15 protein-coding genes and 1 pseudogene are annotated in these 18,325 nt (G+C 56.0%); 6 read left to right on the forward strand and 10 right to left on the reverse strand.

Going from position 1 to position 18,325, the window contains the following annotated elements:
- Positions 1-485 precede the first annotated feature (485 nt).
- The 6 genes and pseudogenes from AYK65_RS24270 to AYK65_RS24295 form a co-directional block, all read right to left on the reverse strand.
- Positions 486-1,112, reverse strand: coding sequence for a sulfotransferase family 2 domain-containing protein (locus tag AYK65_RS24270; RefSeq protein ID WP_172402065.1), 627 nt, complete (start codon positions 1,110-1,112; stop codon positions 486-488).
- A 1,235-nt stretch (positions 1,113-2,347) separates the two neighbouring features.
- Positions 2,348-2,507: pseudogene (locus AYK65_RS33735) on the reverse strand (Thivi_2564 family membrane protein).
- Between the two features lie 382 nt (positions 2,508-2,889).
- Positions 2,890-3,108, reverse strand: coding sequence for a hypothetical protein (locus AYK65_RS24275; RefSeq protein WP_081161452.1), 219 nt, complete (start codon positions 3,106-3,108; stop codon positions 2,890-2,892).
- Between the two features lie 484 nt (positions 3,109-3,592).
- Positions 3,593-4,636: a hypothetical protein gene (locus tag AYK65_RS24285; protein ID WP_081161455.1), complete on the reverse strand. Its 1,044-nt coding sequence runs from the start codon at positions 4,634-4,636 to the stop codon at positions 3,593-3,595.
- Between the two features lie 163 nt (positions 4,637-4,799).
- Complete coding sequence (locus AYK65_RS24290) at positions 4,800-5,078, reverse strand: hypothetical protein (RefSeq protein ID WP_081161458.1); 279 nt, start codon at positions 5,076-5,078, stop codon at positions 4,800-4,802.
- A gap of 697 nt (positions 5,079-5,775) precedes the next feature.
- On the reverse strand, positions 5,776-6,051 hold the full coding sequence (locus AYK65_RS24295) for a hypothetical protein (protein ID WP_139793334.1): 276 nt from the start codon (positions 6,049-6,051) through the stop codon (positions 5,776-5,778).
- A 1,941-nt stretch (positions 6,052-7,992) separates the two neighbouring features.
- On the opposite strand from AYK65_RS24295, the gene AYK65_RS24300 reads away from it, so the two are divergent.
- Positions 7,993-8,838: a glycosyl transferase gene (locus AYK65_RS24300; RefSeq protein ID WP_081161461.1), complete on the forward strand. Its 846-nt coding sequence runs from the start codon at positions 7,993-7,995 to the stop codon at positions 8,836-8,838.
- A 13-nt stretch (positions 8,839-8,851) separates the two neighbouring features.
- On the opposite strand, the gene AYK65_RS24305 is transcribed toward AYK65_RS24300, so the two are convergent.
- Together AYK65_RS24305 and AYK65_RS24310 are read right to left on the reverse strand one after the other, a co-directional pair.
- Positions 8,852-9,799: a mitochondrial fission ELM1 family protein gene (locus AYK65_RS24305; RefSeq protein ID WP_420810266.1), complete on the reverse strand. Its 948-nt coding sequence runs from the start codon at positions 9,797-9,799 to the stop codon at positions 8,852-8,854.
- 74 nt (positions 9,800-9,873) lie between these two features.
- Positions 9,874-10,800 (reverse strand): glycosyltransferase family 92 protein, encoded by a 927-nt coding sequence (locus tag AYK65_RS24310; protein WP_046117045.1) that lies wholly within the window; start codon positions 10,798-10,800, stop codon positions 9,874-9,876.
- Positions 10,801-11,031: 231 nt separating this feature from the next.
- Between AYK65_RS24310 and AYK65_RS24315 the strand changes: the two genes are divergently transcribed.
- From AYK65_RS24315 to AYK65_RS24325, 3 genes are read left to right on the forward strand one after another with little or no spacing between them, the layout of a single operon-like run.
- Positions 11,032-11,862 (forward strand): 3-deoxy-manno-octulosonate cytidylyltransferase, encoded by an 831-nt coding sequence (locus AYK65_RS24315; protein ID WP_081161464.1) that lies wholly within the window; start codon positions 11,032-11,034, stop codon positions 11,860-11,862.
- A 41-nt stretch (positions 11,863-11,903) separates the two neighbouring features.
- A complete protein-coding gene (locus AYK65_RS24320) occupies positions 11,904-12,644 on the forward strand; it encodes a membrane-anchored protein (protein ID WP_081161467.1) in 741 nt (246 codons plus the stop codon).
- 45 nt (positions 12,645-12,689) lie between these two features.
- Complete coding sequence (locus AYK65_RS24325) at positions 12,690-13,595, forward strand: glycosyl transferase (protein WP_046117042.1); 906 nt, start codon at positions 12,690-12,692, stop codon at positions 13,593-13,595.
- A gap of 99 nt (positions 13,596-13,694) precedes the next feature.
- Here the strand turns inward: AYK65_RS24325 and AYK65_RS24330 are convergent, their stop codons facing one another.
- Complete coding sequence (locus AYK65_RS24330; RefSeq protein WP_026613679.1) at positions 13,695-14,384, reverse strand: glycosyltransferase family protein; 690 nt, start codon at positions 14,382-14,384, stop codon at positions 13,695-13,697.
- Positions 14,385-14,728: 344 nt separating this feature from the next.
- Here AYK65_RS24330 and AYK65_RS24335 point away from each other — a divergent pair, with 344 nt between their 5' ends.
- Positions 14,729-16,222, forward strand: coding sequence for a glycosyltransferase family 39 protein (locus AYK65_RS24335; RefSeq protein ID WP_081161469.1), 1,494 nt, complete (start codon positions 14,729-14,731; stop codon positions 16,220-16,222).
- Here AYK65_RS24335 and AYK65_RS33740 read toward each other — a convergent pair.
- Entirely contained in the window at positions 16,219-16,935 is a 717-nt protein-coding gene (locus AYK65_RS33740) for a hypothetical protein (RefSeq protein WP_081161473.1), read from the reverse strand. The two genes, AYK65_RS24335 and AYK65_RS33740, sit on opposite strands and share 4 nt — an antisense overlap.
- A gap of 290 nt (positions 16,936-17,225) precedes the next feature.
- Between AYK65_RS33740 and AYK65_RS24345 the strand changes: the two genes are divergently transcribed.
- A complete protein-coding gene (locus AYK65_RS24345) occupies positions 17,226-18,215 on the forward strand; it encodes a KpsF/GutQ family sugar-phosphate isomerase (protein ID WP_046117040.1) in 990 nt (329 codons plus the stop codon).
- The last annotated feature ends 110 nt before the right edge of the window (positions 18,216-18,325 follow it).

The following is an 18,325-nucleotide window of genomic DNA, read 5'->3' on the forward strand; positions in this document are numbered from 1 at the left end:
TCCGTCTCCCTTTGCAGTGACCGTCAGTAACGGCCGCAGTGAAGGTAAGTTCCGAGTGGAGGATGCCGCCGCCGATGGGGACGGATGTTGCCCATCCAACCGGATTGGCCACAGCTTTCGAGCCCGCTCTATGCTTGGGCGCTCCCAATTCGTTCGACAATGATTCAAGTATCTCAATTTGTCGGGTGGCCCGAACCGCTAGCCTCAGCCATGGAGGCGCCATGCAATGACGAAACGGCGTCGCGCCGTGAAGTTCGATGAAGGCGAACGGGGCGGCCTTAAGGGTATGGAACGTAAGCGCTGTTTTGACCCCAACCTTCCGGCTATTTCGTTTAATGGCCCACGGAAAACTGCACCACCGTGGGCCAAATTGAGAACCACCAATTTTCTGGCCATGAATAAGGGGAATACACACCGCTGAGTAGGGAAGATGGGCAACGCACCGAGTCCCCCGGCGGGACGGACACTATCGGTGCGATGTCCGGCTATAACGCCGCGCAGACTGACGCCCTCTGGGTCGAAGCCGCTGCGCCTGGATCAAACGCATAGCCAAACCGCTTTAGGTCGGCTTCGTATTCGCTACCAATAACCTCTGCGTCAACATCGGAGTAAAATTGCCGGTAATCCACTTTGCTCGTGGCGCTGACGTTGAGGCGCGGAAGATCAAGCTTCAAGCCGAAGCTTGCACTTATGGCTGCGAAGTCCTCGCCCAAGCTTTCATACCGTCCGATCTTGCATTCCGTCCCGACCACAAAGTCCGATTGTGAATGGATCGAATGCAGGCCCATAAGCCACGGTTCCCTGTTCGCAAGCAGAGCCACAAAGGAGGCGAACTGTGCTGGAACGCGGCTTTGATACTTGGGCTTTGTCCTCAGGTAGCGATGCAGTGAGAGAAACCGGTCCCAGGGGTTCCGCACGAAGGCGAAAAAAACGTAGCCATCAAGTGGTCGATGCCACCACCTGCGGCTGCGTAACAGATCGTTTGCGGTCCAGTGCTTTGTCTGACCGGGAATTCTGCTGTCGGGGACAGAGAGCAATGCGGTCTGGACACTAGTTCCCCCGGTTTTGGGAACATGGATGAAAACGAACTTCTTTGAATGGTTAATGATCACTATCGTTCCTGATGAAAAATTCCTTGGCCTCAACCCACATTCTGCCATTGCCATTGGCTCGAGAGGCCAGGCGCCGACCATTCCTTAAGGTCGAAGGCGGCTAGCAAGTCGGCGGGGGCTCGGTCAACTGCTTTCTTCCAGCCCGCTCTCGCCGCTTGATTGCTTGTGAGGTGGCATGGCGTCGCTGGTACACGGCGACGTCGATATTCTGGCTGAGGGTCTATTAGCTTGCGCGTCACGGTAATTGACACCGGTGCAACGATCGCCGCGCCAAAGTCCTCGATTTCATGGGAATAGTTCAGAACAATGCCGCTCAATGCGGCGAACTCATTGACGGCATCCTTCGCGCCCCAGCAAGGGGACAGGGCTGCCGTGAGGTGACGGACTGATGGAGGCGCACTATGCATTCTCGATCGATGCCGTCGAGACCATCGGAACCACTCGTTAATCACCCACAAGCGGTGCGGGATAACGGCCCTCTCGCGGGCAACGGCGACGGCCGCTCGGTTTGGCGAACCGCAGACCACCCCCAGGCCTTAAGCGCCGACCATTTCTCTACGCGCGTTAACAAGGTGGTCGCGGCCTCGCACATAGCGCCTGGGTGTTCGCCCAAGATCGGCACCCACGCTGCTCGAATTGCGAACTCACCGGAATCATTTATCGCGGTGGTGAAGCGGTTGCCGCCAACAGCCCTGTTCCCGGAATGGTCATTAAACGTCATGTCGCGTTTCCCTTGGCATAACGCACCAGCTCTCGGTCGCGGCAGAGAATTTGCTGCGTCGAGCGTCAGCAAGGCTCGTACGGTGTGGCTCGCGCGACCAGCATCTGGAGCCCACGCTTCGCTTACCAGTGTTTCGAATGGCAGTCCGTCGCGTCGCCTGAGGACAACGCCGAAGGTCCTCATCGCCTCGCGCCGGTGCCACCACCTGGAGCGACGGCGCATGCCGTTGGATGAAATCCCGATCGCCATCGTCAATGCTTCCTGCAGGGCGGCATTCCCCGAAACTGACAACCCCCGCGGCCTGCCGCCCGGCCTCCTGATACGAAAAACGTGAAACGCGATAAGATTTCATAGTTTGCCTTCGTCTGTTTAACCTCAACGTGAACTGAATTGATGATCTGCTTGCATCGGCAACGCCGGTCGTCACCACGATAGGAGACTCTTTGGCCCTTCTTCGTGCCGTGCTGGCGTGGCGCTATGGTCGTATAGCGGCAGATTGCACCGCCTGGGTGCATCAGAATACGCCCAAAGATCTGAGCAACCACACGATTGCGACGACCAAAACGACGATCTGAGCCATCTGCTTCATCCTGAAGTCAATCGGAAGTTTCTGCACGAGAGAGGACAAGAAGGAGGAAAAGGACTGTGACCAAGATGCTGCTTATTGCCGACATGCCGAAGGTCCTTTGCAAAAAAAGCGTTCCGGCAGGAAAGGTGTATCGTTGAGCTCTGTAAGGAAAGGGCGCGGATGGCATCGCAATCTGTGCACGTCTGCAGCCGACCGCGGAGCTTCACTCGCCAAGTACGACCCGCTCCGCGCCGCGAAAGCGCGAGACGCCTCCGGTTCCTCCCTGGCCTGCGAGCGGCCGTGAAGTCCTATCCTGCCACACCCGTTCAAATGGGCTATGACGCACGCTACATCGACGGCTCCGTCATCACGACCGGGCGACACCTCGTCGGTCAGTCAGCTGACTGAGGCGACAGCGGGCGATGCTGTCACCGCCAACGGCGCCGGCTAGGGGCATCAGTCCGGTCCCTTCACACTTCAGGGGCGGCTTACTCTTTGTTGGCGTCAGGCGCGGCCCATTGGAGCTGGAACAGGATGCTGTCATCGCGTGACGGGAACCAGCAATGGGCATCGAGGCCAGATGTTCCCGCTTGGCCGCTTGCGGCCTTGAGAACGTAGCACCCGGCATACGTCTTCACGGACTTGCAAAGCCTCTCCAAATCCGAATGGCGGACATTTCTGACGAGCACAGTCTCGAACTCTTCCATTGGTAGCTCTCCTGCGATCCGGCGGGCACGGAGTATTATCGAAAGCTAATAATGGAAAGATCAAGGCAGAGCTACCGCGGTGCTGTGACGGCGGAGGCCTATGTGCCGCTCTACTACGCGCCGGCGAGACCTACCAGTTCGACTGGAGCCAAGAGATCGTCTTGATCAACGGTGTCACGACGGTGAAGGTCGCCCATGCCCGGCTCTGCCACAGCCGGATGCTGTTCGTGCGACCTATATGCGTGAGAGCCAGAGACGGTCTTCGGGCAGGTCGAGAACCAGGGTCTCGATCGCGCATCGGGTGATCCATTTCGGCCGGCCAGCTAGACGGGCTGGCCACCCAACGTACAAATCAGGCGATGAGCCCCAGAGGGAGCTTTGGCCAGCTCTGGGACCCATATGCCCGCGGCGGCCGACGAGGGTTGCCGTTGGCCTAGGGGCACTCACCAACTGAACATATGTCCCGACACGGGTAATCTAGCGGTCACTGCAGAGGTCCGTCTATGCCCGCTCGTTCCAGCTTTTGCTTCAAGAGCTGCATATGCACGATGTTCTCTGACATTCTCCTTGAGATGTAATAGTCCACAGTCTGAGCGGTTATCCGGTCGCGAAGGACTTCCAACACGTTGGATTCGGGTGTTCGTTGGGTAGCCCACAACAGAAGGCCGGCCGCCTGTACCCCAGAATTAGCTTTTGACGACTGCATCTTGAGCTTGGCGAGATCATACACCTCGGGAAAATTGGTGCGGGCTGCTTCTTGCTGGAATGTTTTCCTGAAATTCGCATCTGCTCGCCCATGCGCTGTCCGAAATTCCTTCCGCTTGTCGTGCATCGATCGATCTGGGTGGCCGGCCACTTTGGCGGCGAAATCATGGACAGTCTGGAACAGCTGAGCGAATGCGAGGGCGTTTGGAGTGCTTTCGTCGTGCCCTTTCCGTTTCATTGTATGGGTGCGGGTGAACTTATCTGGATTCAATCGGGCGAACTCGAAGGCCTCGAAAATAACTTTGTGAACAGCACGCGCTGACCCAGTAGCCCTGAGCTCTTCCGCGACAAGATCAAGGGACTTGATGATCCCGTCCACGTCATCCAACGGGTAAGATTCCCAAAACTGCTTTGCCGCAGGCAGCGACATCGCTCGATCGATTGTGAGGCATAGGATGTGGCGGTAAAGTTCTTCGAAGTACCAAAAGTCGAGAACTCTTTCATTTCCTTCCGCATCGAAAATGACATCGACCAGCTTCGTGGTCGCCATATACGGCTTGTGAATTTCCGTGAGGCTAAACGCCCACGGTCCCACGCACTCGATTGCGTCGAGCGCCTCGTGGCCCAGCTTCGCAAGTTCTTCTTCCGACCAATGGCGGGGATCAAATCTATCTATGCCTTTCTCAGCCAGGAGCGGAGTGAAGACGGCGTCCACCGCGGGGGCGATGTCATTTACGGTCAAAATGGCACCCAGCCTGAAATATTCGTTCTCGTCGAATATATTGCGACCGGAATTTCCAGTCTCCTCAGCATAGGCGAACATTTCGAGCTCTCACCATTCGAAAGAAGTCTGGTTAAAGCCTCACATTACATGCAATGGTAACGGTCACCAAGACGCGATTCACACCACCAAAGGGCTGCGTGATGGCGTGAAGTTCTTCCCACAGTGGGCTCGATCATGCTCTCGTAAGCAGTGGATCCGCCCCTCAAGATAGCAGCTTCGATCTCCGCATCGCCACTATATCGCGCGCAGCCGCGCTAAGTCGTTGGACATCTTCTTGGACTTGCTTTGCGAACTTAACGGCCAGGGCGGGATCGGCGGTTGGAAAGCTTGCCGCAATCGAGGCGCCTTCCATCTGCTTCTCGATTGCATCCAACTGCTCCTCTGGTGTTCCCAAAAGTAAGTGCAACCTGGCGAGCGTATGTCCGAGCACGTGTTCGATTGCGGCCAGTCGTGCTTCGTGCTCGAGTTCTTTTTCGGTCATAGGGCCTCCGGGCTTCAAAAGCTCACGGCTGGAGGTTTTGCCTGAGTTTGCATGAAAGGCAAGGACGCAAGCCGCGGAAAGTTGAAAACCGAAGCCTGGAGAAGGCACTGATGGGCTCAATGCCGACCATCTCGAAACATGCCAAGCAGCAGCCGACGACAAAGGCGCGGCCGTCGCGCAATTTCCGATGGATGACGCAGGCAGTTTTCAAGCTGGGGCTTGAAAGCTGCCGAATACGGCTATAAGCATGAAGAAGCTCAGCTCCACGCCTTTGTTGTTACTCTCATTTTCGCTGTTCCTGTCGTCTTGCAACGGGACGACTGCGCCCCCGGCGCTGGGACCTAGCGTTGTAAAGGCAAAGTCGCCCGCAGTTGGAACGCTGACAAGCCCAGGGCCCCGGCAATGTACCACGCCTGATCAGGTTTGCTCCTACGGAACGGGGCCAGCTGGAGAGCCATGTTCATGTTGGTCGACGGATGGGTCGCCCGATATAGGGATCACCACTATCCGTACGCCCGATTCTGCAACGAAGGGGATCCTACAAAGGCTAATCGAAATTGTCGTTCCTCATTTTTCGCGCGTGAGGTTCCATCGCGCCTCGAGGAAATGGTGTTCGGCCAAGGGAACACCGGGCGCGACACGCTCCTTGCACGAAGGGGCTGCCGTCAGCCACTGACGAGGTGCCGTTGGAAAGTCTCTAACCCGGGCAGTCAAACCAGAATTCATATACTGCCCCTTGGATAGCGCCGCCTTTGATGATCCTGCAACTGCCTCGCCCGGTATTCGCTAGGTACCGTTGAGCTGTGCTGCGCAGCTTCTGATCCAGCGTGAGGGGATCGACGAACTTCGGGGCGGCCTGAGTAGCACCCAGTGTCGGCGAGACCATGAGAGAGTTGTCAGTCTTGTGACGGTAAACTTTGAACTTCTCTCCTTCGAGTTCGACTGTATGCGCTTGAAAGTGATAGGTATTCATTCGAGCCCATCCCCAAGTGGACGAGCAGCTAACCAGATTTGCGGTTGCGACCATCCCAATTACGATGATAAAGCGCATCAACCTCTCCGATCAGAACGGCGCAACCATAACGCATGCTCCGATTGTGTGGAAGCTTCATACCCGTCGGTGTCCGGAGACCGAAGACCCACAGCCTCCGGTGCGGTCAAAAGGGATGCCTTGGGAATAAGGCGCTGAGCAGTGCAATTCATTTGCTCGTCTCTCCGCCAGCATCAGGCACGACCGCTCAGTCGCACGTACTCAACTGACGTGGCCGCGAGCGCGCGCGACTTCCTTGCCCTGGCCGGCACGACCCATGCGCGGCGAGAATCTGTCGTTGATCGTCCTTGATGCCGCCGCTGCTCCTCGGGCCCGTTACTTCTCCAAGCGCCTGCGCGCCTGTCGACGCGACGCAGTCGAGGTCAACAGCCGTGCTCCAACACATAATTGCGTTCTCTCGGCCGACCGAACTCTCAGCGACTGAAGCGCTCCAAGAAAGGATGCGATAAGCGCCCGGACCCCCGGATCGTATAAATCGTATAAGAGGCGAGGAGACTCTGGACTGGACCGCTCGAGTTTGAAACCTTCGCGCGCACCGCGCTACACTTCGTCTTCGATGGAGCTAGCCAAACTGATCCAGAGCTGAGGCAAGCAATTTCAAAAGCGCTGGGCCGGCGGCGGAACTGCGTATTGCAAAGGGTGTAAGCAGCCGGTCGCCGATCTAAGGGCACGCCTACGAGCCTATCCGCCCTCAGTGGCAAGAAGCTGTACATGTGGATCCGAATTGACCCTTCCGTCATGGACGACACGTACCTAACGCCGCGGTTCGGCGTTCGCCGGAGCTGAACCGGTATTGATGTCTACACTGATAAGCTTTTTCTGTGGACGTTTTCCGGGTTCTCGGACCAGCAGCGTCAAAACGCACCGATCCTCATCTGTCTGAATCGATAGCAGTCGATCGTTCGTTTGCGACATGACCTGATCGACAATGTCAGAACAGGGGCCGACATACGGCGAAGCTGCTCGTAAACCGCTGGGGACCGCGGCGGCCAATAGCCCCGAAAGGATGAGGAGTGCTCGTGACATCTCGTCTCCTCACAGTTTCCAGTGGCAGCACCCGGCTTTCCAATGCTGTGACGCGCGTTGCGCAGCAATTGGAGGCTGCACTTCTCCGAAGTTGACTGACGCGGGTTGGGTGCGCCGGGAACTGTCAGAACAAGATATCACCGCCCTCATTCGAAAGACAACACCGTGCCCGCCGAGCAATAATGGCCGATGACGAGCATTTAAAAGGCGGCCTCCGAAAAAGTGCGGGCGCGCGTGGCCACGCGAAGTGTACGAGCCCGCTGCGTCGGGGCTTTGAAGGTGGCGCCTGGGGGAAGCGGTTTCGGCTTATCATGGAGGAATAAGCGATCGCCGTCACACCGACGGTGGGCGACATGAGACCTTCAACCGTATGAGCTTTTCTTGCGACGTTCAGATCGGGTCCTTTTGCTCGGTGGCCGAAGAGGTAATCTTCATGCAGATGGCGGATCAGATTTCGGGCCGGGTGTCGTTCCCGATCGGTCGGCGCTTGTTTGCAAGCACAAGGAGCAACATCAGCTCAAAGGGGCCGATTATCGTCGGTAAGAATGTGTGGATTGGCGCCGCGGGTGCGCCGGCGCCATCGAAAGGCCACGACTGTCCAAGAGATGCCAAAAGGCGTCTGCGCTCATGGCGGCGGCGTTTTTTCCCCCGCCGAATACCAATTTAACGGCGCAGAAGGCTTGGCGAAGCCGCGGCTGACAAGTAACTAGACATACGTTGCCCGTTCGTACCCACCGTGAGTTCGATTAAGTTGCAAGTTGGCCGATTTCACCGGGGGCACCCGACAGTCGCAGACTGCGGTTGCGGCACGAGCGCGGCAGGCTAGGAATGGGACAAATGACTTCGAGCGTTTTGGCAGCATCCGACGGCATAAAGCAGGTTATCTGCATCAATTGGGGTACAAAGTATGGTGCCCCGTTCATCAATAGGCTCTACGCGATGGTTGCTCGCAACATCACGCCGCCTTTCACCTTCACCTGCTTCACAGACGAACGTGCGGGCCTTAACCCCGGAATACTCTGCGAGGACTTGCCCCCGCTCGATGTTGAGCATATGCCGACCAATACCAGAGGCATTTGGCCAAAAGCGCGGCTCTGGGGTCCGACCCTGGGAAAATTGAAGGGCCCAGTGCTTTTTCTCGATCTGGATCTCGTGATCGTGTCGTCACTGGACGTTTTCTTCGAGATCGGTAACGCAGATGACGTGGTGATGGCGCGGAATCAAACGACGCCCTTCGAACGCCTCGGCCAGACCTCGCTTTTCCGCTTCCCAGTGGGTAAGCTCGTGCCGCTGCAGGAAAAGTTCCGATCAGACCCACAAGGCGTGGCTGACCAGTACCGATACGAACAGCGCTTCGTAAGCCGCAATGCGCCCGGCGGCATAAAATTTTTCCCGCGGAGTTGGGTTCTCCATTTTCGCCAGGACTGCCGTTGGCCGTTTCCGCTCAACTATCTACTTGCCCCAAGGCTTCCACGCGAGGCACGTGTCGTGATTTTCCCGCGCGGTCTGCACCCACAGCACGCGATCGATGGCCGATATGGAACCAAGGGTCCCCGCAAGACGCCGTTTGAGCACATACTTGGCGTTTTCGATGCGCAGCAGAGAAAGAATAAAGGCGCCCTTCAATATCTTAGGCACTATATTCGTCCGACGCCTTGGGTGGCAGAGCACTGGCGCGAATAAGCGTAAGGCCGCGCTAGGGACTGTTCAACTTGGATCGGATTATCGAGGCGATGCGGTGCGTCTCGTTGAGTGGCTTGTAGTCGTAGGGTTCGATCTTTCCTTCGAAAGGCCGCGTTAGTTGAAGGGTCTCGGATAGATCCCGGTGGTAGCGCTCGAACTTGTCTAGTCTAGGACCAGGGACCGGTGTGAGGTTAAGACTATAGACGGGCTTACCCGTCGCCAGCGCCTCGCAAGGCATAGTGATCGAATCCTTGGCGATAACGAAGGCGTCAGCAGCAGCCATGTAATCAAGGTAGGGATTTTCGCTCCGGCGATCCCATATGGCGATGCTCTCGTTGGTGAGTTCGAAGAGGGCACGCTGAGTGTGGTCTTCCGATCTACGCGACACCGACGCGACGATCCGCCAGCCGTCGTTCGCTAGCTGCTTAATCGCGCGTCTTATATTCTCGTGGGTGTTTTCGTCGTAGATGTATGCACCGTTCGAGCCGCCGACGAAAACGGCCGCGACGGGTCGCTCGTCTGGTGAATAGCGTCGGCGGGCGGCCTCTCTAAGTGGGGCAAGGCGGCACCCGGTGATCTGGTGTGGCACACCGATCATCTGGTGATAGTTCGGCCGGTTGCTGAGTTCGTCAATCCAATCGTGGCGGGAGACGAAAACCAAGTCATAGCCTTCAACGCGTGGCCGTTGAAGATGCACAGTCAGCGGCTTCCCACCATAGGCTGCTTTGATTTCCAGTGCCGCGGGTTCGGCGCGAAAGCCGCAGGAGATCACCAGTTCAGGACGCTCTTCCTTCTTCCGAAAAAGAGGTGGTTCAAAGAACTTCTTTAGTCCGCGGGACCGGCTGATCAACTTGACCACGGGGGTCGGGTGGAGCTGCTTTCCGACGCCGAGACACTGGGTAAGTGTTCCCGCCTTGCTTTCCGCAACCGCCCACACGCAATTCATGTCCGGCGGTTTCATCCCTTGCTGATTGTGCTCTTGCAAGTCTTTTACTCCGATCTGCACTTTCGGGCTGGCACTTGTTTCCTTGTGCATCAGTGCACGAATTGGGCACTGAGTTCGATCGCGTTTTTCTCTACAAAGTTCAGCATACTTCGGTCTTCGATGACGTTCTCTTCGATGTACTTGATCGTGGCTTCGACCTTGTTCGTGTATTTTTCAGAAGATCTGGTGAAAGAGTTTCCTCTGTTGATCTTTTCTTTCGTTTCTTGAACGGACTTAGAGTAGTAGTGGTTAAGCTGTATGAAGTCTGTCGAGTAAAACTCGCGCGATTTCCTTTCTTTCTTCGGAAAGATCTTTCCATTATCGTTTGAAGTCCTGTCACCATAGGAACGCGTCTGAAAATGATGCACGCTGACCTTCGTGACCTCGACCGGATCGACAATGCACTTGAAATTGCTCGCGTCGAGATGCTGGCGCATCGGATCGGCCACACGCATTGTGTAATTGAGGCAGACAGGTCCCACCGGTTGCAAGATGTGGCCGCTATGTCCAAACATGTGCCAAGGCAATGAAATGTTCGGGAACCCTCGCGCACCTTCCAGGGCTTCCTGCAAGGTACTGCCCTTTTTGGGCAGCAGGAACTCATCGACGTCTATGAACGCCATGCGGTCGTACTTACCGCCAAAGTTCATGACCGCGTGTGCGAAGGCAATCGTCTGGCCGTTCAAAGGCTCTCCGATTTCCTCATCGCGCATGCGCATTTTCCAAGGGACGAGAGTCAGTTCTTCGGGTCTCAACACGCGCTGGACAATATCGAGCGTCTGATCGGTGGAGCCGTCGTCGTAGAGGTGAAAATGCCGAACACCCACAGCTTTATGAAAGCGTATCCACTCCTCGATGTAGTTGCCTTCGTTTTTTACGCAGGCGACAATCGCTATTCCATGTCGACCGCTCTCGGGCGCAGGAGGTGTGATCGCGAGTTCTCGTGTAAGATGCCGTTTAGCCTTGAATCCGAACATCCTCGCGCCTTGATTGATGAGCAGTAAGGGGTCTGTCCTTCACCATGCAACCGCCTACGGTAAAAGATGCGGACTTTGTCCAATCCTTGACCATGCATTTCCCAACTTTTCAAGCGTGCTTGCTTTGTTTTAGGGGAAATCACGCTTATAGAGGCAGCCAGCCGAAACCCTAAGAGGAGGACAACCTTGAGAGGACGGCTCGATAGCACGCTAACGTAGGATTGACTGGACATGGATTTTCCCGCTTCCGGAGCGACGGCGAATTTGCAGAAGACGGAACAATGGCGTGCTCTGTTCTCCGCCTTCTCACATATCATCCTTGTGGCCAACAGCGACCAGATAAACATTAAGGAACTTCAGGCCGAATACCCGCCGACGGCGCTTTTTGTGTTTTTCAATAGGGCTTACAAGGTTCTGGGGGAACGGTTTTCGGGCCGTTCATTGTTGATCTCACGTGCTCAACCGAATGGCGCCAACATCGTTTATCGAAAAGAGGTTGCTGACGTTGTCGAGCTATTCGCAGCGGACAGTTTCCTTGGGATCATGAACATCCGCCTGGCAGAGAATGAAAGACTGAACAGCAGCTCAGAATATTTGGGTGTGCCGACCGGGCACTTGGATTTGACGGGCTTCTGCGCCGAGTTCTACCCTAGCGACAAACTCCCGACGAGCGGCTTTGCAATGGCTCTCTGGCTAGTGGACCAGCAGCTGCCTGGTAAGGTCGTCCTGGCGGGGTTCTCGGCAAAGCGGAGCGAAAAATGGCGGGTAGTGGCCGTACACGACTGGACATTCGAACAGGTCTTTCTGCGCCTCTTTGCAAGGGTTGGTAAACTGTCGATGCATGGTGGTGTTGCGAAAAACAGCTATGCGTCTCTTACGTCACGATTCCCCGAGTTGCCGGCAGCCGAGATCTCCTCGACAATCGCTGAAGTCTTGGGATCTCGATTGAGTCAGACTGATGCTCAGGTGGATAAGTTGATCTCGCTGACGAATGTCCTGCGCTCTATCGACGAGTTTCTGCGTCGTCTGAAACCAAAGTTCCTTAAGAAAACAAAGCTTTAGAAGAGAATATCTGCCGTTTAGCGGCGTTATGTTGAGGTCGCATGGGGTCGTGGATCAAAGATACGCGCAAGCGCATATACCGTAACGTAAAATACCGCTTGACGCGTCCGCGCCCGCCGGCCGCGCCGTATCGGTTTGATGGTCCCGTCGTTGTCGTCGGATCGGCTCCTATCTCCCACATGCCGGCCGGGCTGGACGACAGCTTCACTGTTATCAGCGTAAACGGCTCGCAGTCCGTCATCAGCAAGTGGGGCATCGACGCGCCCGATATCACAATGATGATGTTCAATCAGGTCGAAGGAACTACGCCGAATGCAGTTGAAGTCAGACGTGTGCTGAGGGGCCAACGCACGGGGACCCTCTATGTGTTGCTTTGGCGAAAGGACGACCGCGAGCGCCTGGTGAAAGGTTTGCGGGCGTTCGATTACAAGTACGATCAACTGCACATTGTCGATCGTTATGAGCGGATGGCGCTGCTCGACCGTGTCGCGGGCCTGCAGTCGCTTGAAATGGATGCAGACTCTAAATGTTCAAATGGAATGAACGCAGTTCTCTTTGCCCTCTACCACGGCGCGTCCGCTGTCATCATCACCGGGATAAACCCGAACTCGTCCGGCCATGCCTACAATGCAACGGGTTTGGCACGCCTTCACGTTCATATGGACAAAGTCATCATTTCTAAGTTGATTGGTGAAGGTCGTCCGATCTTCACGGCGGACCCGACGGTTTCTGAAGAACTCGGAATTCCATTATGGACCGGATCAATCTGCAGATTTCCATAGTAGGATTACGCGCTTCTATCGGACTCCTCGAATTGAGATAAACTAATGGGCTCAAACCGTCCGTTTTCCCGTTCCCTCATCAAGATCGCAGTGCGTCTTGTATTGGGTCGCTCCAAGGCGCATGTACAGGATTGGTTTCCCGGCTTGAAATTGGAGCGTGCGACTGCAGTTCAAGACGGCGCGATCCGGTATCGCGGTGAGTTGGTTGGGAGGCTCACGGACAACTCGCGCGCCTTCACCGCAGAATTATCGAGGGTGTTTATTGTCGGATCAGGTCCCTCGATCAACCACAATGACATTACCCGCGCCGGCGAGTCTTCGTGCGTTCTTTTGAACGGCGCCTTGCATCTGGTCGATGCTGCCATATCAAAGCCGTTGGCCGTTGCAATCGAAGACGAGCGATTCGTCTGGAAACACTTCGAGCTCGTCAGGCGGACTCCGGTCGGATGCCCGTGCCTTTTTTCAGTGAGCGTCATAAGGGCGATCTGCGAACTGGACAGGTCATGGCTGAAAAACAGAACAATTGTATTGGTTGATGACATGCGGAAGCCCTATGGCATGGCTCGCAGAGACGTTGCGGAACTGCGAAAGCTTGCCTCTGTGAGGCTGAGCGAGGATGGTGCCACCGGCTTTTGCACAGATCCGTCTGTCGGCGTCTTCCAGGCGGGCTCCGTGGCCGTTTCAGCGGTGCAGTTTGCGGTTTCGTGGAAGCCTCGCGAGATCGGGCTCTTGGGCATCGACATAAGCAACGCCGACGATCCCAGGTTCTACGAAAGAAGCGACAAAGCCTATTCAGGCATACGCAGGGCTCAGGGGCGGATCATCGCCCATCTGGTAATGGCTAAGAAACTAGCCGCCGAAAGGGGAATAAAGATCGCAAACCACTCGCCTGTCTCCGCTCTTATCGAGGCCGGCTTCGGCTACGATGACAGCTTTGCCAAATCAGAATGAAGTCCCGCCCCTGAGACGAGAAGATTCCATTTATCAGGTCCATCGGGGCCGAAGAAGCAATTTGTATCGCCACGGCCTCGATGAAATGACCTGGTATTTTTAAGCGGAGCGCTGCGTTACGTGGAGCACGCGATCGCGTGCAGCGAACCATTCCTCCGCGTAGTCGTCATTCTTATATTCTTCGAAATAGGGTCCCCCATCCGTGAAGTGGACAAGGTTGGCATCCGGAGAATATTCATATTCGTTGACAAGCCAATTCCAGCTTGCCGGCAGCTCGCCGATAAGGTCGTCGGACTCAAGCCATTTGAACTGATGCAACTCAAGGCCGGTAGCACTGTTGACGTACTCCAAGTCCAGCTTGCGGCACTTAGCGTTGTTGAACAGGATTACGCTCGACCAATTCTTCTTTTCGTATTTTGTTTGGACCTGTCCTAAGAACTTGGTTTCAACCTTCGGAACGTAGTCGTGTTTTACGCACATCGCGGCGTAACGGTCGTCTCGCAGCTCCCACAACTTTGCGATGTCGGTTCGCATCAGCATGTCGCAATCGGCAAAAAGCGACCACCCCTCGTAGTTACTCAGATAAGGCACGAGGAAGCGTGAGAATGAAAATTCCGTTGATTGAAGGGGATTGCGCTCGCGGGTGAAAATCTTCTCGACATTGTTTAGGGATATCGGCGTGAACGAGACCGGAATGGAGCTCTTTTCCAAAATACTCTGGCAAAGAACATGATAGGCGACGACCTCCTTGCTGTCGAAGCCGATGTAAATATTAGCAGTTTGCGTCATGACACTCCCGATTCTAGGTTTGGCCTCAGATCTTCCCAGGCATGGCCGGATTTCGTCCAAAGCGGTCAAACGGCTCGATCTGTGGGACCTGCAACTTTGGTTTGCGCTCCCAACCCCCAGCCGATTTAACCAAAAAAGGCGGCGGCGTGAAGCCTGGGACAGTGCATAACAGAAGGCGCTCCCCCGAAATCCTCTCTCTGCCGCACTGTGCCGTTCCTCTTCCGTAATCGAATTAAGCTGTTGGTAACCCCCACGACGACGTCTGGCAAATGGCTGGCACTTCCCTTAGTAGCTGTCTCGCCGCGGTGCTTTCGCGATGCGCGCAACTGACCATGGAGAAGAATATGCGGAGTCACTTGGCCCGGAGACCGGAGGTCGTCTACTTTCTGGTAGCCGGTTATTGTCTGCTGAGCATAATTTTAAAACTCCTGCGACCGGCTTCTATTGAGATTGACGAATCCGAACAAGCTTTTCTGTCCCAATACCTGATGCTGGGATATGGAACTCAACCACCTCTCTATAATTGGCTTCAGTACGCAGTCGTAGCTCTCTTCGGTATTTCTGTCACGGCGTTGGCGATAGTAAAAAACGTTCTCCTGTTTCTCTTTCTGCTGTTCTACGGCTTTACTGCAAGAATTCTGACACAGAGCCAGGCTTTTGCGGCTGTCGCCATGCTATGTGTTTTGACGCTGCCACCGGTGTTCCTTTTGTCGCAGCGCGATCTATCGCACACTGTCGCCGCCTTGTTTACCGTTTCACTCTTCCTCTACGGGTTCTTTAGCGTGCTTAAAGAACCGCCTCGGCTGATTGGCTATTTGCTCGTTGGTTTGGCGGTAGGGCTTGGAACCATTTCGAAATACAACTTCGTTATCGTCCCCGTGGCGGCAGTCCTCGCCATTCTTCCTGAGCGTAGGTTCCGTGAGCGTCTGTTTGACTGGCGTATGCTCGCTACGCTCGCGGCTTGCGTGGCGGTTGTAGCGCCGCACGCGTACTGGGTCATCAACAATCTCGGCGATGCCACCGGTGTCACTGTCGCAGAAATGAAAGAAGGAGCCGACAGCGCACTGTTGCCTCACTCTCTGGAAGGGCTCCTTTCTCTCGCTGTCGCGACCATCAAGGGGTTCGCGCTAACAATTTTTGTGTTCGCATTGGTCTTCTATGCTGATCTCGGCAAGATCCTGAGCGCCCGAAACGAATGGACGCGTATCCTGGGGCGCATGCTTGTGGCCAGCTTTGTGATTATTGCGCTCATTGTGCTGGCAATGGGCGCGACACACATGCGAGCGAAGTGGTTGGCGCTCTTCACAGCGCTTTTTCCCCTTTATCTAGCGTGTAAGGTGGACGCCGCCGGCCTTGATCCCACCCGGCGACTACCTGCGCTACTTTCGATAGCAGGTGTGCTTTCCGTCGGTGTCATCCTGATGCTTTGGGCACGTGTTATCGTCGGCCCCATGATCGGTGATTACTCCTTCGTGCACATTCCCTATAGCGGCTTTGCTCGCGCTGTGAATTCGGGAAGGGAGGCTCCTCCGGCCGCGATCGTGGCGGACGACCGCGTCTTGGCCGGAAATCTCAGAATACAGTTTCCGAATACGCCTATCATCTTGCCCGGCTTTCCGCCGGGCGTTAACGCCAAGCTTCCGAGCGGATCGGTCTTGTTCGTCTGGTCGGCGGAGGGTGAGGGGAGGGATAAGATTCCTCACCGTCTATTGAACGTGCTGGCTAGCAACGGCGCCGGCGGATCCGCGCCGGAATCGACCATCGTGACTATCCCATACAACCTGGGAACAGCGGCCGACAAATACAAGTTCGGCTACGCCTGGGCGCAACAGCATTAGTGGCGAGAGAGGCAATTTGTCTTGGACAGATGCCTCTCGACGTCTTCCCCGCTGCGAACGAGGGGAAGCCGGATGTGCTCCGAGAGCTCGGCCTCGGTGGTGAAGACATTGCCGCGACTTCGAAGCCGCGTCAAAACAACGGTATCTTCGGCGATTTGCCGCCGGATTTTACCTTTGTCATCATAAGAATGGCCCATTTTCGACAACGAGAAACCGGCTAGTGTGATCGACGGTACACCAAGAAAAAGGCCGTAGCAGAGAGCTGCAACTCCGTTGGTCACTTTCCCCACGTCTCCCACATCAGCCGGAAGGCCGCCACTCACCGCATCGACGATCGCCTCGCGTTCGCCCTTGGTGGCGCGCATCAGGCTCTTGTACTGTACATGTGGCCTCAACAATAGCATCAGCCGCATGAACCACAGAGGCCTCGTGTGAAGCCAGAGAAGACCTCTCGTCCTCACGTACGGATGCTCCTCCCACGACTTCTTCTTCTTCCGAAAGGTGAGATCTGCCGGCGGCAGACCCAAGGCATTGGCGGTCTTGCCCGAATTGTTGACGTCGACGCGCGCGCAATATCCGATCAACTCAGGCGGAATTGTTGGGGATGGAGCGGAGCCAAGAATAAGCCACGGCTTGTCGAGAATGCCCAGTCGGGAGAGCCATCGGCGGTGGTTTTGCCGGAGTAGTTCAAGCCCGTCGGGTTCGATAGCCATCGCGAAATCTCCATTTGGTCAGACCCGCTTGTTAGCGCACGAGGTCCACTTAGAAGATGTTGCTTTAGGTTTCGCATGGCCCCGCACAGGTGTCCAGCCGGCGACAAGTTACTCCGGCCGGGCATAGCCGCAAGGCCGTCTGCTCCAGCAAATGGCTGCGGCGTTGCGCCGAAACAGTTGAGAAACGCGGCCTTTCACTCAATTTGGCCATGTTGATTTGATTTCGACGACCGATGAGGGTAAGGCGCGCCTCTCAGGAAACGGTCAACAAAGATCTCAGGCAGTTAAGAATGGATATGATGGTACGTGACGCAGTTCTGGCGTCGATCACTCGAACGATTGCCACTGCTGCTGACGGTATCAATGCACTGGCAGCCTGTCTCTCGCAGGACCCGGCGCTGTCCGGACGTTTCATCGACGCGGTCGAACTTGTGGCCTCAAGGCGCGGTCGCGTCGTCGTTGCCGGCGTTGGCAAGAGCGGGCACATCGGACGCAAGATTGCAGCGACGCTGGCTTCGACTGGCACATCGGCCTATTTCGTACATCCGACGGAAGCAAGTCATGGCGACCTCGGCATGATCACGGCACAGGATTTGCTTATTCTGCTTTCGTGGTCTGGTGAAACTGCCGAACTTGGCAACATGTTGACTTATGCCAAGCGCTTCAATGTTCCCGTCGTTTCCATTACGTCGAATGGCGACAGTGTGATCGCGCGCAATTCGACCATTCCCATCGTTCTGCCGAAAGTACAGGAAGCCTGCCCTCACGGGCTTGCCCCGACCACATCCGCGATGCTGCAACTGTCCGTCGGCGATTGCCTCGCAATAGCGCTTCTTGAGCGGCGCGGTTTTTCGGCTCAGGACTTTAAAATTTTCCATCCAGGCGGCAAGCTCGGATCGCAGTTGCTGTTTGCCCACGAGCTAGCTCACCTGGGCGAGGCCGTTCCATTGTTGCCAATCGGCAGTCCCATGAGTGAGGCGGTCATCCAGATGTCCTCGAAGGGGTTTGGAGTCGTCGGCGTGATTGATGATGAGGGTAGTCTCATCGGGGTCATCACGGACGGAGACCTCCGGCGGCACATGTCTGACGATCTCCTTCTTCTAACGGTGGATGCTGTGATGTCGCATTGCCCGAGAGTGATCAGGGGGGGCATGCTAGCCAGCGCAGCAATGGAGATGATGCAGTCGCAGAAGATCACGGTGTTGTTTCTCGTTGACGACCTGGGCCGGCCGAACGGGATTTTGCACATCCACGATCTCCTGCGCGCCGGCGTGGCGTAAGGGATATTCCAATGCATCGCCAAGGTCCTCTTGTAGTTCAGGATGAATGAGGATCGGCTCGCGTCGGCCAGCTCCTCCAGAGCCGTTCCCGAAGGAAGCGAGCGCGCGAT

Source organism: Ensifer aridi (genome assembly GCF_002078505.1).
Classification (GTDB): domain Bacteria; phylum Pseudomonadota; class Alphaproteobacteria; order Rhizobiales; family Rhizobiaceae; genus Sinorhizobium; species Sinorhizobium aridi.

Bases quoted from the DNA above. Each gene is read 5' to 3' on its own strand.
- AYK65_RS24330 (WP_026613679.1), bottom strand. From the start codon at position 14,384: ATGACGCAAACTGCTAATATTTACATCGGCTTCGACAGCAAGGAGGTC.
- AYK65_RS24285 (WP_081161455.1), bottom strand. From the start codon at position 4,636: ATGTTCGCCTATGCTGAGGAGACTGGAAATTCCGGTCGCAATATATTC.
- AYK65_RS24300 (WP_081161461.1), top strand. From the start codon at position 7,993: ATGACTTCGAGCGTTTTGGCAGCATCCGACGGCATAAAGCAGGTTATC.
- AYK65_RS24290 (WP_081161458.1), bottom strand. From the start codon at position 5,078: ATGACCGAAAAAGAACTCGAGCACGAAGCACGACTGGCCGCAATCGAA.
- AYK65_RS24275 (WP_081161452.1), bottom strand. From the start codon at position 3,108: ATGGAAGAGTTCGAGACTGTGCTCGTCAGAAATGTCCGCCATTCGGAT.
- AYK65_RS24320 (WP_081161467.1), top strand. From the start codon at position 11,904: ATGGGGTCGTGGATCAAAGATACGCGCAAGCGCATATACCGTAACGTA.
- AYK65_RS33740 (WP_081161473.1), bottom strand. From the start codon at position 16,935: ATGGCTATCGAACCCGACGGGCTTGAACTACTCCGGCAAAACCACCGC.
- AYK65_RS24345 (WP_046117040.1), top strand. From the start codon at position 17,226: ATGGATATGATGGTACGTGACGCAGTTCTGGCGTCGATCACTCGAACG.
- AYK65_RS24315 (WP_081161464.1), top strand. From the start codon at position 11,032: ATGGATTTTCCCGCTTCCGGAGCGACGGCGAATTTGCAGAAGACGGAA.
- AYK65_RS24305 (WP_420810266.1), bottom strand. From the start codon at position 9,799: ATGAAACCGCCGGACATGAATTGCGTGTGGGCGGTTGCGGAAAGCAAG.
- AYK65_RS24310 (WP_046117045.1), bottom strand. From the start codon at position 10,800: ATGTTCGGATTCAAGGCTAAACGGCATCTTACACGAGAACTCGCGATC.
- AYK65_RS24335 (WP_081161469.1), top strand. From the start codon at position 14,729: ATGCGGAGTCACTTGGCCCGGAGACCGGAGGTCGTCTACTTTCTGGTA.
- AYK65_RS24295 (WP_139793334.1), bottom strand. From the start codon at position 6,051: ATGAATACCTATCACTTTCAAGCGCATACAGTCGAACTCGAAGGAGAG.
- AYK65_RS24325 (WP_046117042.1), top strand. From the start codon at position 12,690: ATGGGCTCAAACCGTCCGTTTTCCCGTTCCCTCATCAAGATCGCAGTG.